This window comes from Endozoicomonas sp. 2B-B (genome assembly GCF_053470045.1).
This window is the reverse complement of sequence record NZ_JBLZMU010000001.1, coordinates 814,530-837,173: the sequence shown is the minus strand read 5'-3', so window position 1 is coordinate 837,173 and position 22,644 is coordinate 814,530. Positions and strand designations below refer to the sequence as shown.

The window sequence follows — 22,644 nt, the reverse complement described above, 5'->3', positions numbered from 1 at the left end:
AATTTTCCCTCAATAAAATCACTAACCGGTTAGTTAGTTACAGCAACAACTTGCAGACAAAAGTTTTGTTAGTTGCACTCAAAAAATTTTTATGAACTTTTATTCCAAAACCCAATCTAATTACCAAAATCAATTTTTAAATGTCGTAACTGGTCGAAAGGAAATCCTGACGTAAGTAAAAAACACTATGAATTCTATAAATAACAAGCTCGAAATTACAGATTTACCCTCACCACCACCCGAGCAAGCTCAATCGGCAACAACCACTACTATCCATGTCGGCAGGTCCGTCACTGTACCTGACAGGCAGATAGATTCTTTGCTGCATTTATTATCCACAACATCATATTCCCTCATCTTCAGATATTTGTCGCTTCGGGATATTCACTGCTTACAACAGGTATGCACCCACTTTCGCGATGCTATTAAAAGCGATAACGCCCTGGCAAAAGCGTGGTTTCGTCGGTTTCCTTTATCACACCAGTATCAACTGAGAAAAACCATCACTACAAAAAGTAATCAACAAGTCCATGATTGGCTTGGGTCGTTTACGAACGATAAGGCCTTATTGACGTCACTAACCAAACTCCAAAAGACGGGGGCTTCTGTACCTGCTCTGCTATTTTTCACCAAGACTGTACTTATGTCTCAATACAAAACATTCAAGTTGGATACAAAAACCATCATTGAAAGAAATCACCAACCCCGTTCAACCACCCTGAGTGATGATGGCCGTCATCTGATGGTGTTCAATTCTCATAGCACGGTGAAAATCTTCGGTCATCAGGATGATGGATCATGGCCAGAAAAAAAACTCATCACTCATGATCGTGCTATCAGTTCAGCCATCTTCAGCCCCGATAGTCAGCATGCAGTGACTGCCAGTCAGGACGACACGGCAACAGTTTTTGGCCTGGGGAGCGATGGATCATGGGAGCTAAAAGCCACCATTAAACATCAACGTAATCTGATGTCGCCCACCTTCAGTCCCGATGGACGTCATTTGGTGACCAACAGTAACGACAGGACGGCGCAGGTCCATACCCGGAAAGACAACGGATCATGGGAACAAAAAGTCATCATTCGCCATCACGATAAGGTCACATCAGCCAGCTTCAGCTTCGATGGCCGCCATTTGGTGACCATCAGTTACGATAGGACGGCGCAGATCCATAGTCTGAGTAACACTGGATCATGGGAACAAAAAGCCATCATTCGCTTTCACAATATAGTCTCATCAGCCACCTTCAGCACCGATGGCCGCCATTTGGTGACCTCCAGTTGGGGTCACGAGATAAAAATCCATAGCCTGAAAGACGATGAATCATGGGAAGAAACAGGTTCCAGTCGCCATAGAAGTCCTCAAGTGAAAGTCAGCTTCAGCGCTGATAGCCGCCATCTGGTAATAACCGCTGGTTATGACAAGCCAAAAATCTATGGCAAGGCAGCTGATGGATCATGGGTACAGATTTCCCACAGGGCTGATGCCGAATCAGCCACTGTCTCCTTTAGCCCCGATGGCCGCCATTGGGTTACCGACAATCGTCGTGGAAAGTCACAAATCTATAGCGAGAATGCCGATGAATCATGGAAGCAACAACCCATCTTTTGCGATATTAGCCGCGTCGTCTCTGTCAGCTTCAGCCCGGATGGCCGCTATGTGGTGGGCGCCGGAAGTACCTCGAGTAACTCAATCTTTGGTACGGTATGCATTTATGGTCGGGAAGCCAATGGATTTTGGATTCGTAAAGCCATAATTTTTCATGAACAGGAGGTCTTTTTGGCCAGTTTCAGCCCTGATGGCCGCCACGTGCTCACTACCAGCAAGGACAAAACCACTAAAATCATTGGTCAGCAGACCCGTGGGACATGGGTTGAAAAAGCTATCATTTCCCATGATAGTCGTCTCGTCAAAGCTACCTTCAGCCGCGATGGCAGCCATGTGTTCACTGTCACTGAAGAGGGTACGGTGAAAATAACCGAACTACGGAAGAAAGATTGATTGTTTGCTGTCACCGTTTTCATGACGGCACTGAGGGACTCAAGCTGAGAACCAATCGAGCCTGTTAGCTACGCCATTGCGTCGGCAATCCGGGTAGTTAGAAAGTTCGATTGGTATTAGAGCTGAAAAAAACGGCATCTGTTCAATAGCTGCCGTTTAACCTTAAAGGCAGTATTTTACTGCTGTGGCAGCAGCAGTGACTGTATCTTCAAAAGCCTGTCTTCAAGTTGTTGCTGATCCGCTTCAGACAGCTTCTCTCTGAATAAACCAACCACATCAAGAAGTGCCGTCTTGAAGGCTTCATTTTGCAGAGTCAGATTCTCATTTTCCTGCATAACAGTAGGCATTTCTTTTTCCAGACGGTATTCCAGATCCTCCAACCGGGTTCTCAAGTACCCCGCCTCTGTCTCCAGTTCAGCATTTCGAAGCACGGTTTTATCGGCAAATTCAAGAGATTCATCCACCTGAGTCTGTTTCTCAAGCTCAATCTGCGCCTTTGCTCTGGTCAGTTTACCGACCTCTTCACGCCACTTTTTCTCTTCTTCTGCCCGATCGCTGGCAATGTGCGCAAATTGCTCACTTTCTGCCTTAACCTCTTTCAGCTGCTTTTTAATATCTGCCACTTCCAGGGCGGCCTCACTGACTCGTTTTTTATAGTCTCTCTTTTGATCCTGAGCCATTTTGAGTTCCTCCCTAAGGTCTGACATCTGCTGCTCCAACTCATTTTTCTTCCTCATAAGCTCCTGATACTGAAAGCGAGAAACACCTCGAGGACCCTGAGCCTGAAGATCGGTCAACCTTGTTTCACCGGTCACAGAAAGAGGTTGAAGTAAAGAATTGGGTTGATGTGTGGCGGTACTGAGACTGACATAGGCTCCCTGATCGTCATACTCGACGCCGGACTCCCGGAAATCAAAACCAGTACCAGTCCTTGGCGCCTGCCCACTGTTTTCCGACAAGACTTTCAACCTGTCAATTTCAGCCATGGCCTCAGCGTGCTCTTGCTGCAACTGTTCCAAATGGCTTTTGGCAGAATTGTAATCCAGCTGAAAGCCTAATTTAGCCGCCTCTTCTTCATGAAGCTTTTGCCTGGACTCGTCCAGATCCTGCCTGAGCCGCTCAAGCTGAGCCTTGCGTGCACTTTCCGTCTGGGAAAACTGAGCTTTTTGATCGGAGAAGGCCTTTTGCTTAAGCTGCAGCTCCTGCTCAATAATATCCGCTTTTGAAGCTTTCTCCCTCAGCGTTGCTACCTCACTTCTCAACTCAAGCCGTTCTTTCCCGAGTTCTATTTTGGCCTTCTTCTGCTCATCCCTGTGTCGGTAGACCTCTCTGGTGAGCCTGTCTACCTGTTGCTCAAGACGAACAGCATCACTCCTGAACTTTTTGCAGTCTGACTTGGCCTGCGCTGCTTCACCGATCGCTCTCTGTTCCGCTTCAGAAACGTTGCTCAGCTGAGCTTTCAAGGCAATGAGCTGTTGCTCCAATTCACTCACACTGCGCTCAGACTGGCTATAGTCCTCCTTGAACCGGGCCTCGGATGTCAGCAATGCATCTTCAGCTTTCTCTTTGAGACGCCTCAGTTCAGAGACCTCAACAGTCAGCGATTCAATCTGCTGGGTTTGAGAGCTCCGGGCTGACTGAGCCTCTCTGGAAGCCAGTTTCAGCTTCGTTTCTGATGCCAGCAGCGACTTTGCCAGATCCTCAAGGCTCTTGGCCTGCCGGGCGAATTCCACTTCCGCTCTACGCTGCTCTTGTAAGATTGTTTGCAATCCGGCTTTCAGGGTAGCTACCTCTCCTTCCAGAGCGGCCCTGGCGGCATTCCACTCCCTTGATTGAGCGATCCAGGTTCTCACTTCATGCTTTTTCTTTTGCAGTGCTTCTCTGGCGCTTGTCTCTTCCGAAGAAGCCTTTTGCAATAGAGACCGGGTCTGTCGCAGGTCAGCCTGAACCTGGGCGAGCGCCTCTTCGTTGGCCTTCAGTTCAACTCCTCTGGCTCTGAGTTGCTCCAGTTCCGTGTTTTGCTGACCCAGCTGAACTTCCAGGGCTGAAACGCGACCGTTAGAGCCTTTAAGCTGAATCTGGGTATCCTTTAACTGTTTTTTCAGCTGCGTTTTTTGAGATTCAAGCTCGGTTAACCGCTCTTTACCCAGTCTGAATTTCTCTTCCAGCCTTTGACTTTTTTCAAAATACCCGGACGCTTTTTCATTCTCCTTTTTCATGGCACCGTTCAGGAACTCAAGCTGAGCCGACAGCTCGTGGTAATGAGCTCTTTCTTTCTCAAGCTGCTTCTTCTTCTCTTTCAACTCCATATTAAGCTGGATATTGGCCTGGCTGGCCTTGATTCGTGCATCAGAGACCTGACTGGCGAAACGTGCTCTGAGATGACGCACCTCAGTGTCAGAAGACAGCTTGTCGGCCTGCAATTTTTCATTGTGCTCTCGTGCTTCGACGAGCTGGGCTTGCAGCCGTTGAATCTGAGATTGCAGCTGGTTCAGGCCTTTTTCGGCTTTCTTTGTCTCATCCATGACTTGCTTCATTTCTGCGTGGTGGCTTTTCAACTGTTCTTCAATAGCCACAGCTCTTGAATGGGCCTGATCTCGCTCACCCCTGATTCTGTGCAAATCTTGCGTCTGATTTTTTGTCAGCGTCTCTAACTGTTCACTTCTGAGTTGCAACGCTGCAACCTTCTCTAAAGGTTCTAATACTGATTTAAGGCTGCCTTGTGCATTATCCAGCTGCCTCTTCAAGCGAATGTTTTCAAGCTCTGTTTCAGACTGTTGCCCTTCCTTCCTGGTCCTTTCCCGTAACTGGGCTGTGACCTGATTTAGCTGGAATTTCAGATCGTTAGCCCTTGTGGATTCTGCATTTTTTTCTTTGTGGAGTTTATCAATGCCGTCCTGGAAAATCTTTAAACGACGGCGAGCCTCTGCCAAATTCGTCCCTAATGTGCCAGCTACTGCTTTAACACGTCCCATTCTGTCTTGCTCGGTCAGCGCCTGAATCATTTGTTTTTCACTAAACTCAGCCTGTCGTGTAAGCTCCTGATTTTTTCTATCCAGGTCATGAGCTTCCTCATCTTTAGTTGTCAGCAACAGGGTCTTCTGACGCAGCTCATCTTCAAGTGAACGAACGTGGGCAATCAAAGCCTGCGCGAAGTTAGCTTTTGAAGGATCTTGATCATAAGCTTGCAAATGCCTCTGATCTCTTTGCTGGATATCAGCAAGGAAGCTGTCTTTTAATGTTTCGAACTCATCGAGAAGTTCATTGGCCATTAGCTGTAACGATTGCTGATCCTTGCGCTGACTTTCTAACACGGTTTCATAGAAGGGAATATCGTTACCTAATGCATCTTCAGTCTGTTTCGCAGCTTGCAAAACTTCACAGTAGTCACTATGGAGCTGACAGATAAGCTGGTAATACTCGTGAATGCGCTCATCCATTTTCTTCAGCTCAGCCTGAGTTTCAGCATCGCTGGCCCGGGCAGGCTGAAGCGAATAGGTTGGCAAAAAACTACTGAGCCAGGATGAAGACAGCTCCACCCCTACCGTCCGGTCCCCCAGAGATTTACCGCCATTCACAAAACGACTATGCTCGGGCCGGGCAGGCAAGGTTGATACAGTCTTTCCTGCCAGCACCATGCTCAAGTTGCCTTTAGAGGCACGACAGCGTCTCCATGCGTACTCCACAGCTTGACCCGGATTCTTGCCGGGTTTCTCTCGTGTTATCCGCCCCCCTTCTCTCACCAAAAATTGAGATTCAATAAATGCTCTTGCGGGATTGTGTATTGGATCGGACATAGAAATACTCCTTTTACTTCATTAAAAAATTCTTGAACCGTTTGACTATCAGCCCGCCTGATCAGGGGCTTTCATCTCCGCTTGTTGGGTTGTTCTGTATAAACCTGCCTGGCAGGGCTCTGAGGGTTTCAATCTCCCTTTCCAAAGCTGCCCTGTCGGTATCCCACTGTCGGGATCGGTTGACCCAGGCAGTGACTTCATCCTCTTTTTGTTGCAAAAGAGACTGGGCCCGTTGCAGGTTATTCTGAAGCTCAGTCAGTGTATTTTTGGGTACCACATCAATACCCTTGGCGGTGAGCTTTTTATGCATATTTTTTAACTTCTTCAGCATATGAGCTTTTTGACTTTCAACTTCAGACAGTTGCTCTTGTGTGGCTTTAAGCACAGTGGCCTTCTGGCGTAAGTCATTCTCAAGCTGCTCAGTCGGTCTTGATTGTTCCAATCGTTCTAAACGGGCTCTGATATCGTCATCCTGATGAGAACCTGCAGTATGCTGAGCTTTTGATATACGCCAATTTAGATGATCAGCCTGTTCCTGGTTTATTCTTATGGTCTCTAGATAGGCACAATTAAGTACGTCTTTTTCTTCCTGAATTCTTCTTATGGTTTCTTGATAGCCACGATTAAGAACAGCATTTTCTTCCCGGATTGTTCTTATGGATTCCTGGTAGTTACGGTTAGCTTCTGCTAAATCCTTTTCCAGCTTCTCAGCCCGTCTGGTTAGCGCACCTTTGTCTTCATGGATTTTTCTTTCGGAGCCAGTATTAGCTTTGGCCAATTGACTCTTCAGTTGCTCATTCTGACTGGATAGATCAGCATTTTCTGCCCTGATTATTAGTACGTAAGATTCAGAGTCTTCTAAGCGCCTTTGAACTTCTCGCAAATCCCTGCTCTGATTGTTATTCAATTCTTCTAGCTGAACTATTCTTTCATTTTGATCTCGAGAAGACTTTACGATGCGATTAGCTGACTCTAAATCCTGCAACAGCTTTAGAATCTGTTGGGGGTCCGAAAATTTTTTCAGCCCGATCTTGGAAAAGGCATCATCCAACTGCTTTTTTTCTTCCCGGATGGTTTTAATTTCTTTCTGAATCGATGTTGAATTACTATTAACATTTCTTATGATATCCTCTAATTTTCTGACTCTTTCATCAGCAATCGCCTTAATTGATTGCTGGTCACAAGCTCGGTTCAAATGCTCTTTGCTAATCTTAGCCTGTTCTTTAAGAAAGCTGATGTCTGCACCCAGTTTATGGACTTCACGATCTTTGGCTTCAAGCATTTTGGTTTGTTTCTGCAATTTATCAGCCATTAACTGTAATTCTTGCTGCTCCTTATACTGGCTTTTAAACGCTTCTTCATAGAAGGGAATATCGTCGCTCAATGCCGTTTCAGTCTGCAAAGCAATTTCCAGCGTTTTAGTGAGCTGGCGATGGAGCTGGCAGATGCGCTGATAATACTGCTGAAGACACTCATCCATTTGATTCAGCTCGGCCAGAATTTCAGTCTTACTGGCCTGGACAGGCTTTCCTGAATCGGTTGACGAACGTTGCCAGAATGAAGAAACTGCCACTGTCCGCGACTTCAGACTTTTAAAACGGCCAAGCACAGGGGGTTCAGGCAAGGCTTCCACGATCGTAGTTTTGCGCAACTTGCTTAATATCTCTGTAAGAGCTTTGCATTGATGCAATGAATAGATCGCAGTATGGCGCGTATGGTTGCTGGGCAACTCAGATGCCAACTCAACATCTGTATTAACCAAAATGTTAGATTCGAGCGGTCGGTTTGCTGTGCCTGCTGGTGTTGCCATTGTATTACCCCCTTTACACTATGCAAAAATTCATAAGCCGTTTGACTGTTAACGAGCCTGATCCGGTGAGGCTTCTGTCTCTGCTATGCCTTTCTGGCGTAACTCATCCTCAAGTTGCTCAATCCGTCTGGATTGCTCTATTAATTTTATCTGGTCATCGATAGCCTTTTTCTGATAATAATCTTTTGCATGCTGAGCAAGTGATAAATGCTTCTCCAGAGCTTTAAGCTGGCTGGATAGCCTGTGTTTTTCTGCATGCCCCTTTTTTACTGCGTTTGCATGTTCACTTGCGTTACGATTAGCACTTTCCAGATTCTCCTTCAGCTTCCGAAGCTGTTTGTCTTTTTGATTCATTTTATTCCTCGTATCGGCCACGAGATCTTCAGCAGCTTTCGAGCGATCCCTGGCGTCTTCTAAAAGTCTCTCCAGATCTTCAATCCGTTCGGATAGTGCAGTTTTTTCTTTAAGGGTTGTGCTTAAGGTATCCTTATCAACATTTGGATCAGGTTGGTCTTTTGCTAAATCCTTATCCTGCTTGTCAGCAGGTTTCCATTTTTCAGATTTTTCTTGCCGGAGTGTATTAAGCTCTTTCTGCATCGATGTTAGACGAAGATTAGCTTCTCTTAAATTGTTCTCTAACAGTCTGACTGATGCATCATTACGAATGATTATGTCTTCCACATTCTGCAACTTGAACAATTTATTTCTGCTGCTTTCAAGCTCTCGTGTAAGATCCTGATTTTTTCTAACCAGTTCATCTACTTCCTCATCTTTGGTGTCAAGGATTTTGTATTGTTCTTGCAACTTACCAAACAGTGACCCTACTTTTTTCTGATCATGATGCTGCCTTTCCATCGCACTGTTGTAGAAGGGAAAAATGATCTTCAATTCCTTTTCAGTCTTTAGAGCAACATCCATAGCCTCAGAGTGCTGACTATGAAGCCTGGAGAGCTGCTGATAATCCTCCTGAGTTCGTCTGTCCATTCTCCCCAGCTCAGTCAGAATTTCAGCCTCTCTGTCTTCTAGCTTTCCTGAATCGGTTGACGAGTCATACCGCAGTGAAGAAGCTACCACTTTCCGTGACATCAGACTTTTATCACCGTAAAGAAGATGGCAATAATCAGGACGGTCAGGCAACTTTTCCGCGGTCATGCCTTCGCGCAACAGGCTTAATGTATCTATAACAGCAGAGAATCGATGCAATGAATCCACTGCAGAACTGTCCGCACATTTGCGAGGCGCTTCAGGTGGCATCTCAACATTTTCATTGACCTTGGGGTCAGATACAAATGAAGGCCCTGCTGCTGATTTAATTGGGTAAGTCATAGTAATACTCCTTTTACACTATTAAAAAATTTATAAACCGTTTAACTATTATCCTGGGAAATTTCCATCTCCTCTGACTGGTTGTTCTGTAATAGCATGCTCAGTTTATCCATCAGATTTTCAATCTCTTTTTCCATAGCCGCCCTGGCGGTGTTCCACTGTCTCGATTGATTGACCCAGGCGATCACCTCATCTTCTTTCTGTTGCAAAAGAGACCGGGTCTGTTCCAGCTCATTCTCAAGCTGAGAGCGCATTCTTTTTTCAGCTCTGAGACTTTGTTCTCTACAGGCCAACTGGCTCATCAAATGATTGTTTTCAAGTTCCAGTTCAAACAGTTCCCCCTGAATGTCGTCACGCTCTGTGGTTTTTGGATCTGACTCATTCTCACGTTGGCTCGCTCCCCTGGATTGTTGAGCTTTTTCTTTCCGCATTTTTTTTAAAAGAGCCAGATGAGCATCTGAACAACGACGAGCTTCTGCTAACTCTGCCTCCAGCCCTTCAACCCGTCTGGACAACACATCGTTTTTTTCTTGCATTGCTTTTTGCATTTTTTCTGATTCAACTTGCTGATTATTTGAGAACATTCTAGTTTCTAATAACTTCTGCTTCGTCCTGTAAAATTCTTCGTATTGTTTACCTTTTTCATCCTGCAGCGTTTTAACTATTCCGAATAGTTCATCTCTATCTTTCTTTATTATTTTTAAAATATGCTGATCGCCACGAGCTTGTGCTAAATCCGCCTTCAACTTCTTAAAATCTTCCATGCTCACATGTTTTCCAGCTTCGAAACTGCGAAGGGCAGCTTGAGCCTCTTTTCTTTCTATTCGAACTTCCTTAAGCTCTTCCCGCATCAGAGCTGAACGCTTACGAGATAGACTCAGCTGCTCCTCTAATTCTTTGAATAATTCCTTAGTTTGAATGGTTCTGACTTGTTCGTCCGCTACCGAAAACGCTGTATTTTTGCTAAGTACAGCCTGCTGCGTAAGCTCCTGGATTTTTTTATCCATTTCATGAAATTGCTCATTTCGGGCTTCAAGTATTTTCGTCTTCTGATCTAGCGCACTCTCAAGAGAACCTAAGTGTGCAGTCAAAGCCTGAGAGAATTTACTGCCCATTACCGGTAATTCTTCCTGACCCTTATGCTGACCTTGTAACACTTCGATATAAAAAGAAATATCGTTTTCTAATAAGTTTTCAACCTGTTGAGCGACATTCAGAGATTCACAGAGCTGACTGTGAAGCTGGCAGAGGCGATGGTAGTACGCCCTTCTTTGCTGATCCATATTTGCCAGTTCAGCCCAGATTTCATAGCCATTGGCTTCGTTAATTTTGTTTAAAACGCTTGGCATCTCCTCAGTACTATCCTCGAGGAATGGATGCGCTGAAACCGTCCGACGATCCAGACATTTAAATTCACTCAAAAGACTGCACGGCAAAGGCTTTTCAGGTAACTCTTCCACAGTGATCCCTTTACGCATCTTGCTTAATGGCTCTGTAAGAGCACTGCATCGATATAATGAATATTCCGCAACGCTGGCGGGATCGTCGCCGGACATCATATCTTTGATCCGAACACTCTGGTCAATTATGTGTGCAGAGGTTGCTACACCTGTTGGATTTGCCATTGTAATACTCCTTTTACAACGTTAAAAAATTCACAACTATTTTGACTATCAACTAGCCTCATCCAATGCAGCTTTAGTATCAGTCGTCTGGTCGTCCATTGAGAGTGCTCTCAGTTTAGCCCTCAGGTTTTTAATCTTTTTATTCGACGCTGCCCTGTCAATATCCCACTGTATGGATTCAGCATCCCTTGAGCTCAGTTCAGCCTCTTTCGCTTTCAAAAGAGACCGGGTTTCTTTCAGCTCACTCTGAAGCTGAGAGAACATCTTTTTACTCTTTATCAATTCAAGCACTCTGGTACTGTTCAATTGAGATGAACGCTTCAGCATTTTCATAAAAAGAGCATTTTGACTTACTGTATTGGAGAGTTGCTTTTGTTTGCCTTCAAGCAGTGCTGTTTGATGATGTAACTCATTCGTTAGTTCCTCAACCCGTCTGGATAGCGCATCTTTTTCATCACTGAGTTTTTTTTTGATAGCCTTATCAGTCTCGAAGCGAAGTTTATTTTGTACTGCAAGCTTCCTCAGTCTTTTAACCTTATTGGATTGTTTCTGATAGTCACTTTTATATCTTGCTACACATTTCCTCAGGTTTTTAATCCGTTCGGATTGTTTCTCAGTTTGTTCTTCAAGTTCTCTAACGATCTGGTTTTCTCTATCCGAACGTCGTGTATATTCTTTTTTCAATAACGTTAGATAATAATTATTTTCTTTTGATATTTTATATCTTTCTTTCTCGGTTTCGCTATGGATGCTATCCATCTTCAATATACGACTACGGTATTCACTCACAAGCTTCTCTAAATTTTTAATTTTTTCATCAACAAGCGCCTTTGCTTCTTGCTCGTCATGCAGTCGCTTCATTGGCTTTTTGCTCTCTTCAAGCGGTAGTGTGAGCTTCTGGAATTTTCTAGCCGGTTCACGAATCTCCTGATCTATGGCCTCAAACATTTTGGTTTTCTGATGCAGCTCATTAGTCGTTAACTCTAATACTTGCTGATCCTCAGGCTGACTTGATAACGCTTTCGTATAGAAGAGAATATCTTCTTCCACTCCAGTTTCAGTCTGCATAGCAAATTGTATAAATTCCATTAACTGCGAGCGATACTCACAAAGGCACTTGTAATCATTCTGAATACGTTCATTCATTTTCTCCAGTTCAGCCTCGATTTCAGCCTCACTGGCCTCGCTAACTTTTCGCAGAATAGTTGTCGGGCCTTGACAAGATGAAGATACTGCCACCTCTCGTGACTCCAGATCTTTACGACAAAAAGGGCTATTTTCTGGAGGGGCAGAAAAACCCGACATGATCGTGTCTTCTGTCGGTAATTTTCCTAATGCATCTTTACAAACATAACAACGACGCAATGCATATCTCGCAATGCTGTCCGAATGGCCCCTTGGCATCTCAGATCTAATGGGGTCATGTCCAAGCGGACTCATTGTTAAGTCGAGTGAGTTGGCCATTGTAATACTCCTTTTACAACATTCAAAAATTCATAAACCGTTTGCCTGTTAACGAGCCTCGTTCGGTCCAGGTTCCATTCCTGCCGTCTGGTTGCCAGTTGAGAGTGCTCTCGGGGCTGCGTTTGCAACCCGGGCACTCACTTTATCCTCTCTCTCTTGCAAAAGAGCCTGAGTCTCTCGCAGATCATTCTGTAGCTGAGACAGCGCCTCTTTGGGTACCACATCAGCGCCCTTGGACGTTAGCTTTTGATGCATAGCTCTTAGCCTTCTAAGCAATTGAACGTTTGTGGTTTGCATGTCAGACAGTTGTTCTTCTTTGGCTTTAAGCACTGTGTTCTGCTGATCTAACTGCTTCTCTAATTGCTCATTACGTCTGGATAGCACAGCTTTTTCATGCCGGAGTCTGTAAAACTCATTCTCCCTGTCATCCTCTTTGTGACTGAGTAACACTCGGTCATAATAGAAATCAAAGTCTTTAATCAATGCCGATTTAGTATCCTCAACAAGGTCCAAAACTTCAGTGAACTTTTTATGGAGCTTGCAGAAGCGCTGACGATCTCCCTGAATACGTTCATGCATTCTTTCCAGCTCAGCCCGGGTTATCTCCAGCTCAGCTTGGGGTCCAGCCTCACTGTCTTGGGTAAGCTTTCGTGATGCAGTTGACTCCTGCAGGGATGAGGAAACGTCCACCGTCCGTTTTTGCAAACGCTTACCACCCTCCAGAAGCGTGCAATCTTCAGGGGGAGGAGGTAAAGTCAGGCAGGTCATGCTCAGACAAATATTGCCTAATGCTTTTTGATAATCACTGCATCGACGCAATGCAAACATCGCAGTGCCTCTGTGCGTCTTAGGTAACTCCTGAGCGAGGTCAGTTTTTGCTGAAGGATTTCCTGCGTCAAATGGACTTATCATGTAATACTCCTTTTACAACATTAAAAAATTCACAACTGTTTTGACTATCAATGAGCCTCATCCGGTGCAGCTTCTATCTCTGTCGTCTGATTGTCAGTTGAGAGTGCTCTCGGGGTAGCGTTTGCAACCAGGGAACTCACTTTGTACTCTCTCTCTTGCAAGACAGACCGGGTCTCTCGCAGATCATTCTGTAGCTGAGATAGCGGCTCTTTGGGTGCCGCATCAGCGCCCTTGGACTTTGCCCTTTGATGCATATCAGTTAACCTTCTGATCAAATCAACGTTTAGAGCTTCCGCTTTAGACAGTTGCTCCTGTTTGGCTTCAAGCATTGTGTTCTTTTTATGTAACTCATTCTCTAATTGTGCATTCCGTCTGGACAGCTCAGTTGTTTCTTGCGGATCTTCAATAAAGGCACGATCAGGATGAGCTACTTGTCGCCGAGCTTCTAATAATTCTCTCTGCAGCGAGTAAACCTGATCGGTTAGCGCAACGTTTGAAAACCGAAGTTTGTGAAGCGCTGCCTCCGTCCTATTCTCATGGAACATTGGAAACGCTTCCCGATAATAGAACTCAAAATCTTTATCCAATTCGAATTCAGCCTGGGCAAGATGTGACATAGCTTCGTAGTACTTTTTATAGAGCTGGCAGTAGCGCTGATGACCCTCCTGAACACGCTCATCCATTCTTTCCAGTTCAGTCTGGGTTCTTTCCAGTTCAGTCTGGGTTGTTTCCAGCTCAGCCCGGGTTGTTCCCAGCTGATCCCAGATTCTTTGCAGTTTATCCTGGCTTGGTGAGTATTTACCCCGGATTCCAAACTCATCGCATTTGAAACAGTTATCTGAATCGGTTGACTCCTGCCGGGATGACGAAGCTTCCACCTTCCGTTTTTCCAGACGTTTACCACCCTCCAGAAGAGGGCAATGCTCAGGAGGGGTAGGTGAAGGCGGGCGAGTCGAGCCCAGCCAAATATTGCGTAATGTCGCTTTATGTTCACCGCATCGACGCAATGCAAACAGCAAAGTTTCTTCTTTGGGCGTCCCGGTTGAAGTCTGAGCATTCAGTTGAGTGCTTGGTGAAGGACTACCTGTGCCATATGGATTTATCATTTACTACTCCTTTTACAACATTAAAAATTCATAACTGGTTTGACGATTAACGAGCATACGGGGAGGCTTTCGTCTTTGCCGTCTGGTTATTAACCGAGAGTGCTCTCAGGTTAGTTCTCAGGGTTTCAATCTCTCTTTCCATAGCAGCCCTGTCGATATCCCATTGTCTGGATTGGGCATCTTTTTCATACTTGAGTTTTTCTATAATTTGGTGATCAGCTTCAATGCGATGGATATACGATTCTATGGATTCGTCCAGAAACTTCTTAGCTCGGGATAATGCATCTTTTTCTTTCTGCATTTTGCCAAGTTCGCACTGCATATCTTTTATACGACTGTCAGCTAATTTCAGACGTTTCTCTAAATTCATGACTTTTTCATCAACAGGCGACTTTATTTCTTGCTCGGCCTGCGGTCGATTCATTGGCTTGTTGCTATCTACAGGTTGTTGCATGAGGTTCAGGATTTTCATCTCCAGTTCAAGAACCTGAATATCTTTGGCCTCATACATTTTGGGTTTCTCATTCAGCGCAACAGCCTTTGATTGTAATTCTTGCTGTTCCATATGCGGACCTGCTAAAGCATTCTGATAGAAGGAGATATCGTCATCCAATGCCATTTCAATCTCTATAGCAACAGCCAAAATTTTGCTTAACCGCTTACTATGCTCACAAAGGCGCGAGTAATTCTCCGGCGAACATTCAACCATTTCCTCTCGCTCAGCCTGAATTCCAGCCTCAGTAGTCCCGCTAATCTTTTGTGGATTGGTTAACGAGCCCTGACTGGATGAAGCAGCTTCTATCGACCGGGCTTCCAGATGTTTTTCAACCTTCGCAGAAGATTGCCTGAGAGGCGAACCAGGAGCAATTGGCCATTCGGAACCTGAGGTTACCTTTTTTAATTTGTTTTTATATTCACAGCATCGATTCAATGAATACATCGCATTAGTACCCCGGGGCTTCGCGGGCATTTTAGGTGTCGTCTGAACGTTCATGCCAGCCGCTGATGGGGGGGCCACTGCACCTGATGGATTTGCCATAGTAATACTCCTCTGACAACATTTAATTTAATTAGTCATACACCTTTTGACTCTGGCCAGTACGGCTTGTTCCCCTGTTAGATCCTGAATAACTTTGTTGTTAGCCATTCTGACAAAATTTCCTCAGCTAATAGGGAAATCCGCTACTCTCGCCTTAGACTTATGACTGATTCTCTGTAATATTCATTCCCCCGAAACCGCATTATGAAATGGTCCCGGGCTGAAGAGACGCGGACCCCGAGATTGATGAGAGCAGCATTAACATGATTGACAAGTCCATTCCCCTCACCGACATTCATCGTCATCTGGACGGTAATATTCGCCCCCGGACCATTCTGGAGCTGGGCCAGCAGCACAACCTGGAGTTACCCGCCAATAATCTGGAAGAGCTGATTCCCCATGTTCGGGTTATGAGCAATGAGCCTGACCTGGTGAGTTTTCTGGCCAAGCTGGACTGGGGTGTAAAGGTTCTGGCAGATTACGACGCATGTCGTCGAGTCGCCTATGAGAATGTTGAAGACGCCCTGAATGCCCAAATTGATTACACCGAACTGCGCTTCAGCCCTTACTATATGGCCATGACTCACAACCTTGATCCTCAGGGTGTGGTCGAAGCAGTCGTGGACGGTGTTCAGGCCGGCAGCCGTGATTTTGGCGTCAAAACCAACCTCATCGGTATCATGAGTCGTACTTTTGGCCAGGAAGCCTGCCAGCAGGAACTGAATGCCTGTCTGGCCTTCAAGGACAGACTGGTTGCAATTGATCTGGCCGGTGACGAGTTCGGCAAACCGGGTGAGCTGTTTGTCGAGCACTTCAAACAGGTTCGTGATGCTGGCCTGAATGTCACAGTTCATGCGGGCGAAGCAGTGGGCGCCGAAAGCGTATGGCAAGCTATTCGTGATCTGGGTGCCACCCGAATTGGCCATGGTGTCAGAGCCATCGAGGACCCTGCGCTGATGGATTATCTGGCCGAGCACCGCATTGGTATTGAGTCCTGCCTGACGTCAAATATCCAGACCAGCACTTTCCCAAGCATTGAAAAGCACCCGCTCAAGAAATTCCTGGCACACGGCGTGCTGGCCACCATCAATACCGATGATCCGGCGGTGGAAGGCATTGAGCTGCCTTATGAGTATGAAGTCGCGGCGCCTGCTGCTGGTCTCTCCCCTGAGCAGATCCGCCAGGCTCAGGAAAATGGTTTGACCATTTCTTTTTTGAGTGACGCTGAGAAAGAAGCGCTCAAAGCTGCCAAACACTGAGTATATGGGTCGGGCCTCACTGGTCCGACCTCAATGCTGATCTGGCACATCTCTGGCTATTTCGTTGCCAGAGGCTTTTCCCTCGAAAAAAGCTCTGGCATTGCCCAGTGTGGTTTTGGCAATGGCCATCAGCGCCTCTTCGGTAAGAAAAGCCTGGTGGCCGGTAAAAATAACGTTGTGACAGGCTGAAAGGCGTCTGAAAACATCGTCCTGAATCACCTCATCGGACAGATCTTCAAAAAACAGGTCCTGCTCGTTTTCGTAAACATCCAGCGCCAGTCCACCCAGAATCCCTTTTTTCAGAGCGTCCATTGCTGCCACTGAATTCAGCAGTTTACCTCTGCTGGTATTGACCAGTAACACTCCGGGTTGCATTTGGTTAAATGCGTCCTCATTGATCATGTACTCGTTGTCTTTCGTTAAAGGGCAGTGCAGGGTAATCAGCTTGCTTTGTTGCAGCAGTTGATTCAGGGAAACATAATCCCCGCCCAGATCTTCAAAAGCCGGGTTCGGATAAGGATCGTACCCCAGCAGTTTGCAACCAAAGCCTTTCAGAATACGGGCAGCAGCCAGACCGATTTTGCCCGTGCCAATAACCCCCGCTACACGACCATGGAGGTTAAATCCTGTCAGCCCTTCCAGTGAGAAGTTGGCATCCCGGGTTCTCTGATATGCTTTATGGGTTTTGCGATTCAAGGTCATGATCAGGGCAATGGCATGCTCAGCCGTGGCCTCGGGAGAATAAGCCGGAACTCTTGCTACAGTGATACCCAACTCTTTTGCCGCATCCAGGTCAACATTGTTAAATCCGGCACAGCGCATAAGCAGAAGCCTGATACCATACTCCGCCATGACAGTCAGAACCGGCCGACTGAGATCGTCATTAACAAAAGCGCAGACGGCATCACCCGCTCTGGCCAGGTGAGCGGTTTTTTCATCCAGGTGAATATCAAAGTATTCCAGTTCAAAGCCGGTATCGGCATTGCACAGGTCAAAGAATTCACGATCGTATTTTTTGGCATTAAAGATACAGATTTTCATGATCGGTTCAGGTTCCTCTTTTCACTGGCATGAGCATTTGACAGCCATAAACTCTGGGCTGAGCATTTGACAGCCATAAACTCTGGGCAACTGATAAGAATCATAGCGGAGTTTTTTAGTGAAAATAGCCTTTCTATGCCAACGTATGGCAGCTCTTCCGGGCTGTGGTCTGATTTGAATCTCCCGGTTTAGCCGGGCAGGCCGGGTCTCGCTGATCAGGCCTTTAACGCCAGGAATTTTACAATACTAAACAGCAAGTAATACCAATCGTGCTTTCTAACTGCCGTGATGAGCATGGAGATTTGAGCCTTAAGACAAGGCGGCGTGAGGAGTCATAGCCTTAGCTATGGCGACGATCGCCAACGCAGGATTAAGGCTCAAATCTTCAGCGCAATAGGGAGTTAGAAAGTTCGATTGGTATAAACCCTAATGATGCGAACTGTTCTTTTGTGAATGTTTGAATTTTTAATCTTTTCTACTACCTTTGACAGAGGATTTAATTAAATGATAGGGATTTTTATGAAAACTATATTTTTTTGGGCGATGCTGATTATCGCCGTGACGGGTTTTTGTTCAGAAGAAAACGAATCTGTCTGTGTTGATAACCGATTTTTTTTCCAAATCGATAACCCCGATGACTATGAAGTGAATATCAAATTTTTGGACGAAAGTTCAAATTTGCTTTATGAGCATGACTTATTCAATGGATTTCATCCTGATGCTATAACGAAAAAAGTATTGATTGATTTTTCTTCTCGGGCAGTAACGGTGAATTCAATTTCTCGGGTAATAACGGTGAAATCAATCTTGTTAGATGGCAATTCCAAGGTCATAGCCAAAGAAAAGGAAAGTGACACAGATAATAGAATTGAAAAACTTTTACCATCGAACTATCTAATTACCATGACTCGCATCAGCGATCATGATACTAGATTGATCTCCAATCAATGTTATTCATCTAATGATCAGGAAAAGGTTGAGATACTACAAGCTTCTACAAATACTGCTCTAAATCAATTAAACATTTTTGAATTAAATATGAGACTTTTTGGAGTCAGTCAGATAGATGAAAATAAAAAGGAACAATTGTTTGACGAGAAAATTCGTTCTCTTGGCTTAAAAAAAGATGCCTGTGGCAGATATGTTCACATTAACAGTTCATCATTAAATCTAGACGACTGTGCCAGTATTGTTATCCCGATCCTGCCAGAGCCCGAGTTGCGGTTAAGATAAGGTGCTCTGCAGGGGACCGAAGGCGGGAATCCACACTGACTCACCATCAGAACCACACTACCCGTTGCCCACCCTGGCCTTGTCATCCCCGAGAAGGCTGAGACCCACTGTTGGCGCTGGATTCCGCCTTCGCAGGAACGACGACTCCCTTCGCGGGAATGACAACTTCCTACTTAGTTTGATGAACACAACAAGCGGTTTGACAAAATCGAGGATACTCTAGCCATCGTCGTAAATCACCTTAAGAAATAATCACGCTACCTGGGTGCCCACTCTCTTGCCGTATCCAGATCAGCATTGTTAAATCCGACACAGCGCATGGGCAGAAGTCTGATATCATATTCCGTCATTACACTCAGAACCGGCCGACTGATATCGTCATTAACAAGAGCACAGACTGTATCAGCCGTCCTGACCAGGTGTGCTTTTTTCTCATCCAGATGAATATCAAAGTATTCCCGTTCAAAGCTTTAGTCGGCATTGTACTGGCCAAAAAATTTACGATCGTATTTTTTGGCACTAAAGATACAGATTTTCATGATCGTTCAGGTACCTTCTTTACTGGCATGAGCAATGGTTAAGCATCATAGTGGAGTTTTTTAGTGAAAATAGCCTTTCTATGCCGACGTATGGCAGCCTGGCTAAGCAGTGTCATTATTCTGATGGCCTGTCTGTGGACAGGCGAGCTGTTCAGCGTCTGGATCAATCATGCTCTTCCGGGCAGTATTATCGGCATGCTGCTTCTGGCAGCCCTGCTGGGCAGTGGCCTGATTCGACTGTCCTGGGTTGAAGCCGGTGCCAGCTTTCTGGTTCGCTGGATGTCCCTGTTGTTTGTTCCCATTGGAGTCGGTGTTATCAATCAGCTGGACCTGCTGGCCAACAGTCTTGGTGCTCTATTGCTGACCAGTATTTTTGGAACAGTGGTCGTTATGGCCATTGCCGGCTGGTTGTTTCAATGGCTGGAGCATACACGACAATGACGTTGTTCCCGATGTTTTCGACCACTCCAATAAAAGGCCTGCTCTACTGTTCTCTGACAGTGGCTGTCTACCTGATCGCCTGGAAGCTTCAGAATCGTTTTAAGTATTCACTGCTTAACCCGTTACTGATCAGCATTCTGGTACTTGTGGGTATTCTTCTTGTCGGCAATATTCCCTATTCCGACTACCAACAGGGAGGTGACTGGCTAAGCAACCTGCTGGGCATCGCGGTTGTCGCTCTGGGCGTGCCTCTTTATCAACAGATGAGAGATATTCATCGGGAACTGCCCGGTGTGATTCTGGTGGTTTTTATTTCCAGCCTGTTTGCCCTTGTCAGCGCAGTTATACTCGCGGTTCTGGCCGGGGCCGATGGTCAGGTCGCTGTTTCCCTGGCACCCAAATCGGTCACAACACCCATTGCTGTTATGATTGTGGATAGCTTGAATGGTGTCCCTTCTCTTACGGCTATTGCCGTCATCCTGACGGGTTTGATGGGTGCTATTTTTGGCTTGCCATTACTGTCGTTGCTGAAAATCACTGACCCAAAAGCCAGAGGTATTGCTATGGGCACAGCCTGTCACGCATTGGGCACTGCGAGAATGGTTCAAAGTTCATTGAAAGAAGGCGCTTACAGTGCGCTGGCGTTAGTACTTTCTGCCAGTATCAGTGCTCTTCTGGCTCCATGGGTGATACCCCGGGTTCTTGGCTGGTTGTCCTAAATTAGCGGCCAGTTTTTGCCTGGCCGCTTTTCCTGCTTAATACTCTACGCGATAACTCAGAGTGTAGGCACGACCTTCTGCATTATGAGCACTGATGCCATTGTAAGTGTCACCAGCCCACTGGCTGTAGACCGTTTCGTAGTCCTCATTCAACAGGTTGGTAATACCTGCTTTCAGAGTGCCCACGGGCATAGCGAAGGAAGCCAGCAGATCAACAGTGGTATAACCGTCAACCTCATAACTTACGACATTACCACCAGACACTTTCTTGCCTTTGTCGTAATCGGCAAAGGTTGTCGACTGCAGACGTATACTCATATCTTCCTGATCGTAGGTGACATAGGCCACGTACTTTTCAGGAGAGACATCGGCTGCCTGCAGGTCAAGCCATTTGCCCACTTCTTCGTAGTAGCTGCGTCCTTCTGTGAAGGCGTAGCTACCACCGACACTCCAGTAATCATTGACGAAGTATTCCAGGGAGCCTTCAAAGCCGTAAACTTTCTTTTGCTGGTCCAGCAGGTCCACATTGTAATCTTCATTAAAGTCTATGGTTTTATCAGACTCGTTATAAAAGACAGAGGCATTGGCCAGCAGGTCGTCAAAACGTCCGCGCCAGCCCAGTTCATAGCTGTCAGTCTTGATGGCGTCCAGATTGGCTTGTGATATATCGGTAGGATTCAATGGCAGATTGGGAACTATGGCCAGAATGCTGTCTGGTGAAATCACATCCCTTAAAATCCTTGAAGCATCAGGGACTTCAAAGCCCTGAGAGTAGTTAACAAACACTTCATTGCTGCCATTCAGCCGATAGACCAGACCAACGTTAAATAGAGTATTGTCATACTTTCTGACATCACCCTCTAATACAGTTACATCTGCATTAGGAAACAAAATAGGCAAAAACCAGGTTTCTGCTAACGGAGTGTAGTCAGCAATATCCAATTCAGCGCGCTCGTGACGAACACCGGCGTTCATGGTCAGTTGTTCGGTAATATCCCAAGCGGTCTGCAAGTAAAACCCGAGTGTCTTGGCATCAACATCCGGACCGTATTCATAGGAAGATCCTGTCGGTTCAATAACTGTGCCGCCACTGTCAATGTACTTTTGCAGATCGTGCAGTTGTCCTCTCTGTTCGCCTTTGTCAACATCGTAGTCAATACCGTAGGAGATTCTGAACGTATCGGTCAGAGCCCTGTCGAGAAGCAGCTTCAAGCCATAGACTTCTGAGGTAGACGTCGACTGATTAACAAAAGTAGTGCCGGGGGATATCGTGGAACCTAACATATTCGGGTAAGGGAAGAACCTTGCGTCACGCTCACGATAGTAGGTTTGCAACTGAAAATTATTGCCCAAAAAGTCAGCATCACTGTAGACCAGATCAATGGAATTTCTCTTGCTGTAAGGCTGATCTTCCAGCTGCAACCCTTTAACAGGTGGTGGTGCGTCAGCAGCATCTCCAGTGATCAGAGAGGAAATGTCGGGCGCGTAATCAGAATCCATCTGATCATCAAAATATTGCAGTGTCGTCTCCAGGCGCTGCTCCGCGTTGAAGTCATAACCCAGTTTCACCAGAACATCTTTGGTATCGGTATCGCTTCGGCTGACCTGAGAGGGGTCCGGGTTAACCCGGTCACCATCGGCATCAAAAATGCCATCACGACTCTCGTAAGTTCCGCTGAACAGGTAATCAAAATTACCGTTACTGCCACTGATACTCTGATTCAGGGTATAGCTGTTCAGCTCGTCACCAGATACCTTGATGCCGGCTTCAGAAGCAAACTGGATATCGCCTTCGGCTGGCTTACGGGTGATCAGGTTGATAACAGCGCCGGTCGCACCACCACCATAAATTGCGCTGGCACCGGAAATCACTTCAATACGTTCAATGTTTTCAGGACGAATCATACTGAGCTGGCGACTGATCTGACGGTTCTCGGTCTGAGCAATGCCATCAATCAAAACCAGAGCCTTACGACCACGGACGCTTTGGGTTCTGTCGGTCACCGTCTGAGTGCTGGGACCAAAGCCAGGGACCAGCCGTTCAAGAATATCAGCCAGTTTCTGACCGGACACGCTCTGCTGGGCCACTGCTTCACCACTGATGACCTGAACGGTCCCGGAAACATCAGAAATACTGGCTTCAGAGCGGGAAGCGGTAACAACCACTTCTTCCAGCTGAGTCACGGAATCATTGCTTTCTGCAAAAGCACTCTGACTTCCCAACGCCATGGTTATAGCGATGGCAAGAGGCGTTTTATTTGTTTTCATAGGTTAGCTTTCCCTGTGTTTGATTATCATTCTCATTAGATCCCTATTCTTGTTCCAAGCCCG

The 22,644-nt window shown here is 46.0% G+C and carries 15 protein-coding genes and 1 pseudogene; 5 read left to right on the top strand and 11 right to left on the bottom strand.

The window, feature by feature from the left end:
* Positions 1-187 precede the first annotated feature (187 nt).
* A complete protein-coding gene (locus tag ACOMHB_RS03355; protein ID WP_448215500.1) occupies positions 188-2,002 on the top strand; it encodes an F-box/WD repeat-containing protein in 1,815 nt (604 codons plus the stop codon).
* Between the two features lie 176 nt (positions 2,003-2,178).
* Here the strand turns inward: ACOMHB_RS03355 and ACOMHB_RS03350 are convergent, their stop codons facing one another.
* From ACOMHB_RS03350 to ACOMHB_RS03315, 8 genes are all read right to left on the bottom strand, one after another.
* Positions 2,179-5,799 (bottom strand): coiled-coil domain-containing protein, encoded by a 3,621-nt coding sequence (locus tag ACOMHB_RS03350; protein WP_448215499.1) that lies wholly within the window; start codon positions 5,797-5,799, stop codon positions 2,179-2,181.
* Between the two features lie 61 nt (positions 5,800-5,860).
* The gene (locus ACOMHB_RS03345) at positions 5,861-7,609 is read right to left on the bottom strand and encodes a coiled-coil domain-containing protein (protein ID WP_448215498.1); all 1,749 of its coding nucleotides are present in this window, start codon (positions 7,607-7,609) and stop codon (positions 5,861-5,863) included.
* 48 nt (positions 7,610-7,657) lie between these two features.
* Positions 7,658-8,935 (bottom strand): coiled-coil domain-containing protein, encoded by a 1,278-nt coding sequence (locus ACOMHB_RS03340; RefSeq protein ID WP_448215497.1) that lies wholly within the window; start codon positions 8,933-8,935, stop codon positions 7,658-7,660.
* 41 nt (positions 8,936-8,976) lie between these two features.
* Complete coding sequence (locus tag ACOMHB_RS03335; protein ID WP_448215496.1) at positions 8,977-10,560, bottom strand: coiled-coil domain-containing protein; 1,584 nt, start codon at positions 10,558-10,560, stop codon at positions 8,977-8,979.
* Between the two features lie 48 nt (positions 10,561-10,608).
* Complete coding sequence (locus ACOMHB_RS03330; RefSeq protein ID WP_448215495.1) at positions 10,609-12,024, bottom strand: coiled-coil domain-containing protein; 1,416 nt, start codon at positions 12,022-12,024, stop codon at positions 10,609-10,611.
* Positions 12,025-12,072: 48 nt separating this feature from the next.
* Positions 12,073-12,936 (bottom strand): hypothetical protein, encoded by an 864-nt coding sequence (locus ACOMHB_RS03325; RefSeq protein ID WP_448215494.1) that lies wholly within the window; start codon positions 12,934-12,936, stop codon positions 12,073-12,075.
* Positions 12,937-12,983: 47 nt separating this feature from the next.
* Positions 12,984-14,042 carry a coiled-coil domain-containing protein gene (locus tag ACOMHB_RS03320; RefSeq protein ID WP_448215493.1) on the bottom strand — a complete coding sequence of 353 codons (1,059 nt, stop codon included), beginning with the start codon at positions 14,040-14,042 and terminating at the stop codon, positions 12,984-12,986.
* 46 nt (positions 14,043-14,088) lie between these two features.
* Complete coding sequence (locus tag ACOMHB_RS03315; protein WP_448215492.1) at positions 14,089-15,081, bottom strand: hypothetical protein; 993 nt, start codon at positions 15,079-15,081, stop codon at positions 14,089-14,091.
* Between the two features lie 263 nt (positions 15,082-15,344).
* On the opposite strand from ACOMHB_RS03315, the gene add reads away from it, so the two are divergent.
* Positions 15,345-16,340 (top strand): adenosine deaminase, encoded by a 996-nt coding sequence (gene add / locus ACOMHB_RS03310; protein ID WP_448215491.1) that lies wholly within the window; start codon positions 15,345-15,347, stop codon positions 16,338-16,340.
* A 30-nt stretch (positions 16,341-16,370) separates the two neighbouring features.
* On the opposite strand, the gene ACOMHB_RS03305 is transcribed toward add, so the two are convergent.
* Positions 16,371-17,381 carry a 2-hydroxyacid dehydrogenase gene (locus tag ACOMHB_RS03305; protein WP_448215490.1) on the bottom strand — a complete coding sequence of 337 codons (1,011 nt, stop codon included), beginning with the start codon at positions 17,379-17,381 and terminating at the stop codon, positions 16,371-16,373.
* Between the two features lie 519 nt (positions 17,382-17,900).
* Between ACOMHB_RS03305 and ACOMHB_RS03300 the strand changes: the two genes are divergently transcribed.
* Complete coding sequence (locus ACOMHB_RS03300) at positions 17,901-18,614, top strand: hypothetical protein (protein ID WP_448215489.1); 714 nt, start codon at positions 17,901-17,903, stop codon at positions 18,612-18,614.
* 257 nt (positions 18,615-18,871) lie between these two features.
* On the opposite strand, the pseudogene ACOMHB_RS03295 reads toward ACOMHB_RS03300, so the two are convergent.
* Positions 18,872-19,063, bottom strand: a pseudogene (locus ACOMHB_RS03295) (2-hydroxyacid dehydrogenase); the annotation flags it as partial.
* A 153-nt stretch (positions 19,064-19,216) separates the two neighbouring features.
* On the opposite strand from ACOMHB_RS03295, the gene ACOMHB_RS03290 reads away from it, so the two are divergent.
* Together ACOMHB_RS03290 and ACOMHB_RS03285 are read left to right on the top strand one after the other, a co-directional pair.
* Positions 19,217-19,594, top strand: coding sequence for a CidA/LrgA family protein (locus ACOMHB_RS03290; RefSeq protein ID WP_448215488.1), 378 nt, complete (start codon positions 19,217-19,219; stop codon positions 19,592-19,594).
* Positions 19,570-20,313, top strand: a complete 744-nt coding sequence (locus ACOMHB_RS03285) for an LrgB family protein (RefSeq protein ID WP_448215487.1) — start codon at positions 19,570-19,572, stop codon at positions 20,311-20,313. Before ACOMHB_RS03290 ends, ACOMHB_RS03285 begins: the two co-directional genes overlap by 25 nt.
* Before the next feature lie 36 nt (positions 20,314-20,349).
* Here ACOMHB_RS03285 and ACOMHB_RS03280 read toward each other — a convergent pair whose 3' ends face one another.
* Entirely contained in the window at positions 20,350-22,581 is a 2,232-nt protein-coding gene (locus ACOMHB_RS03280; RefSeq protein ID WP_448215486.1) for a TonB-dependent receptor, read from the bottom strand.
* Positions 22,582-22,644: the final 63 nt, after the last annotated feature.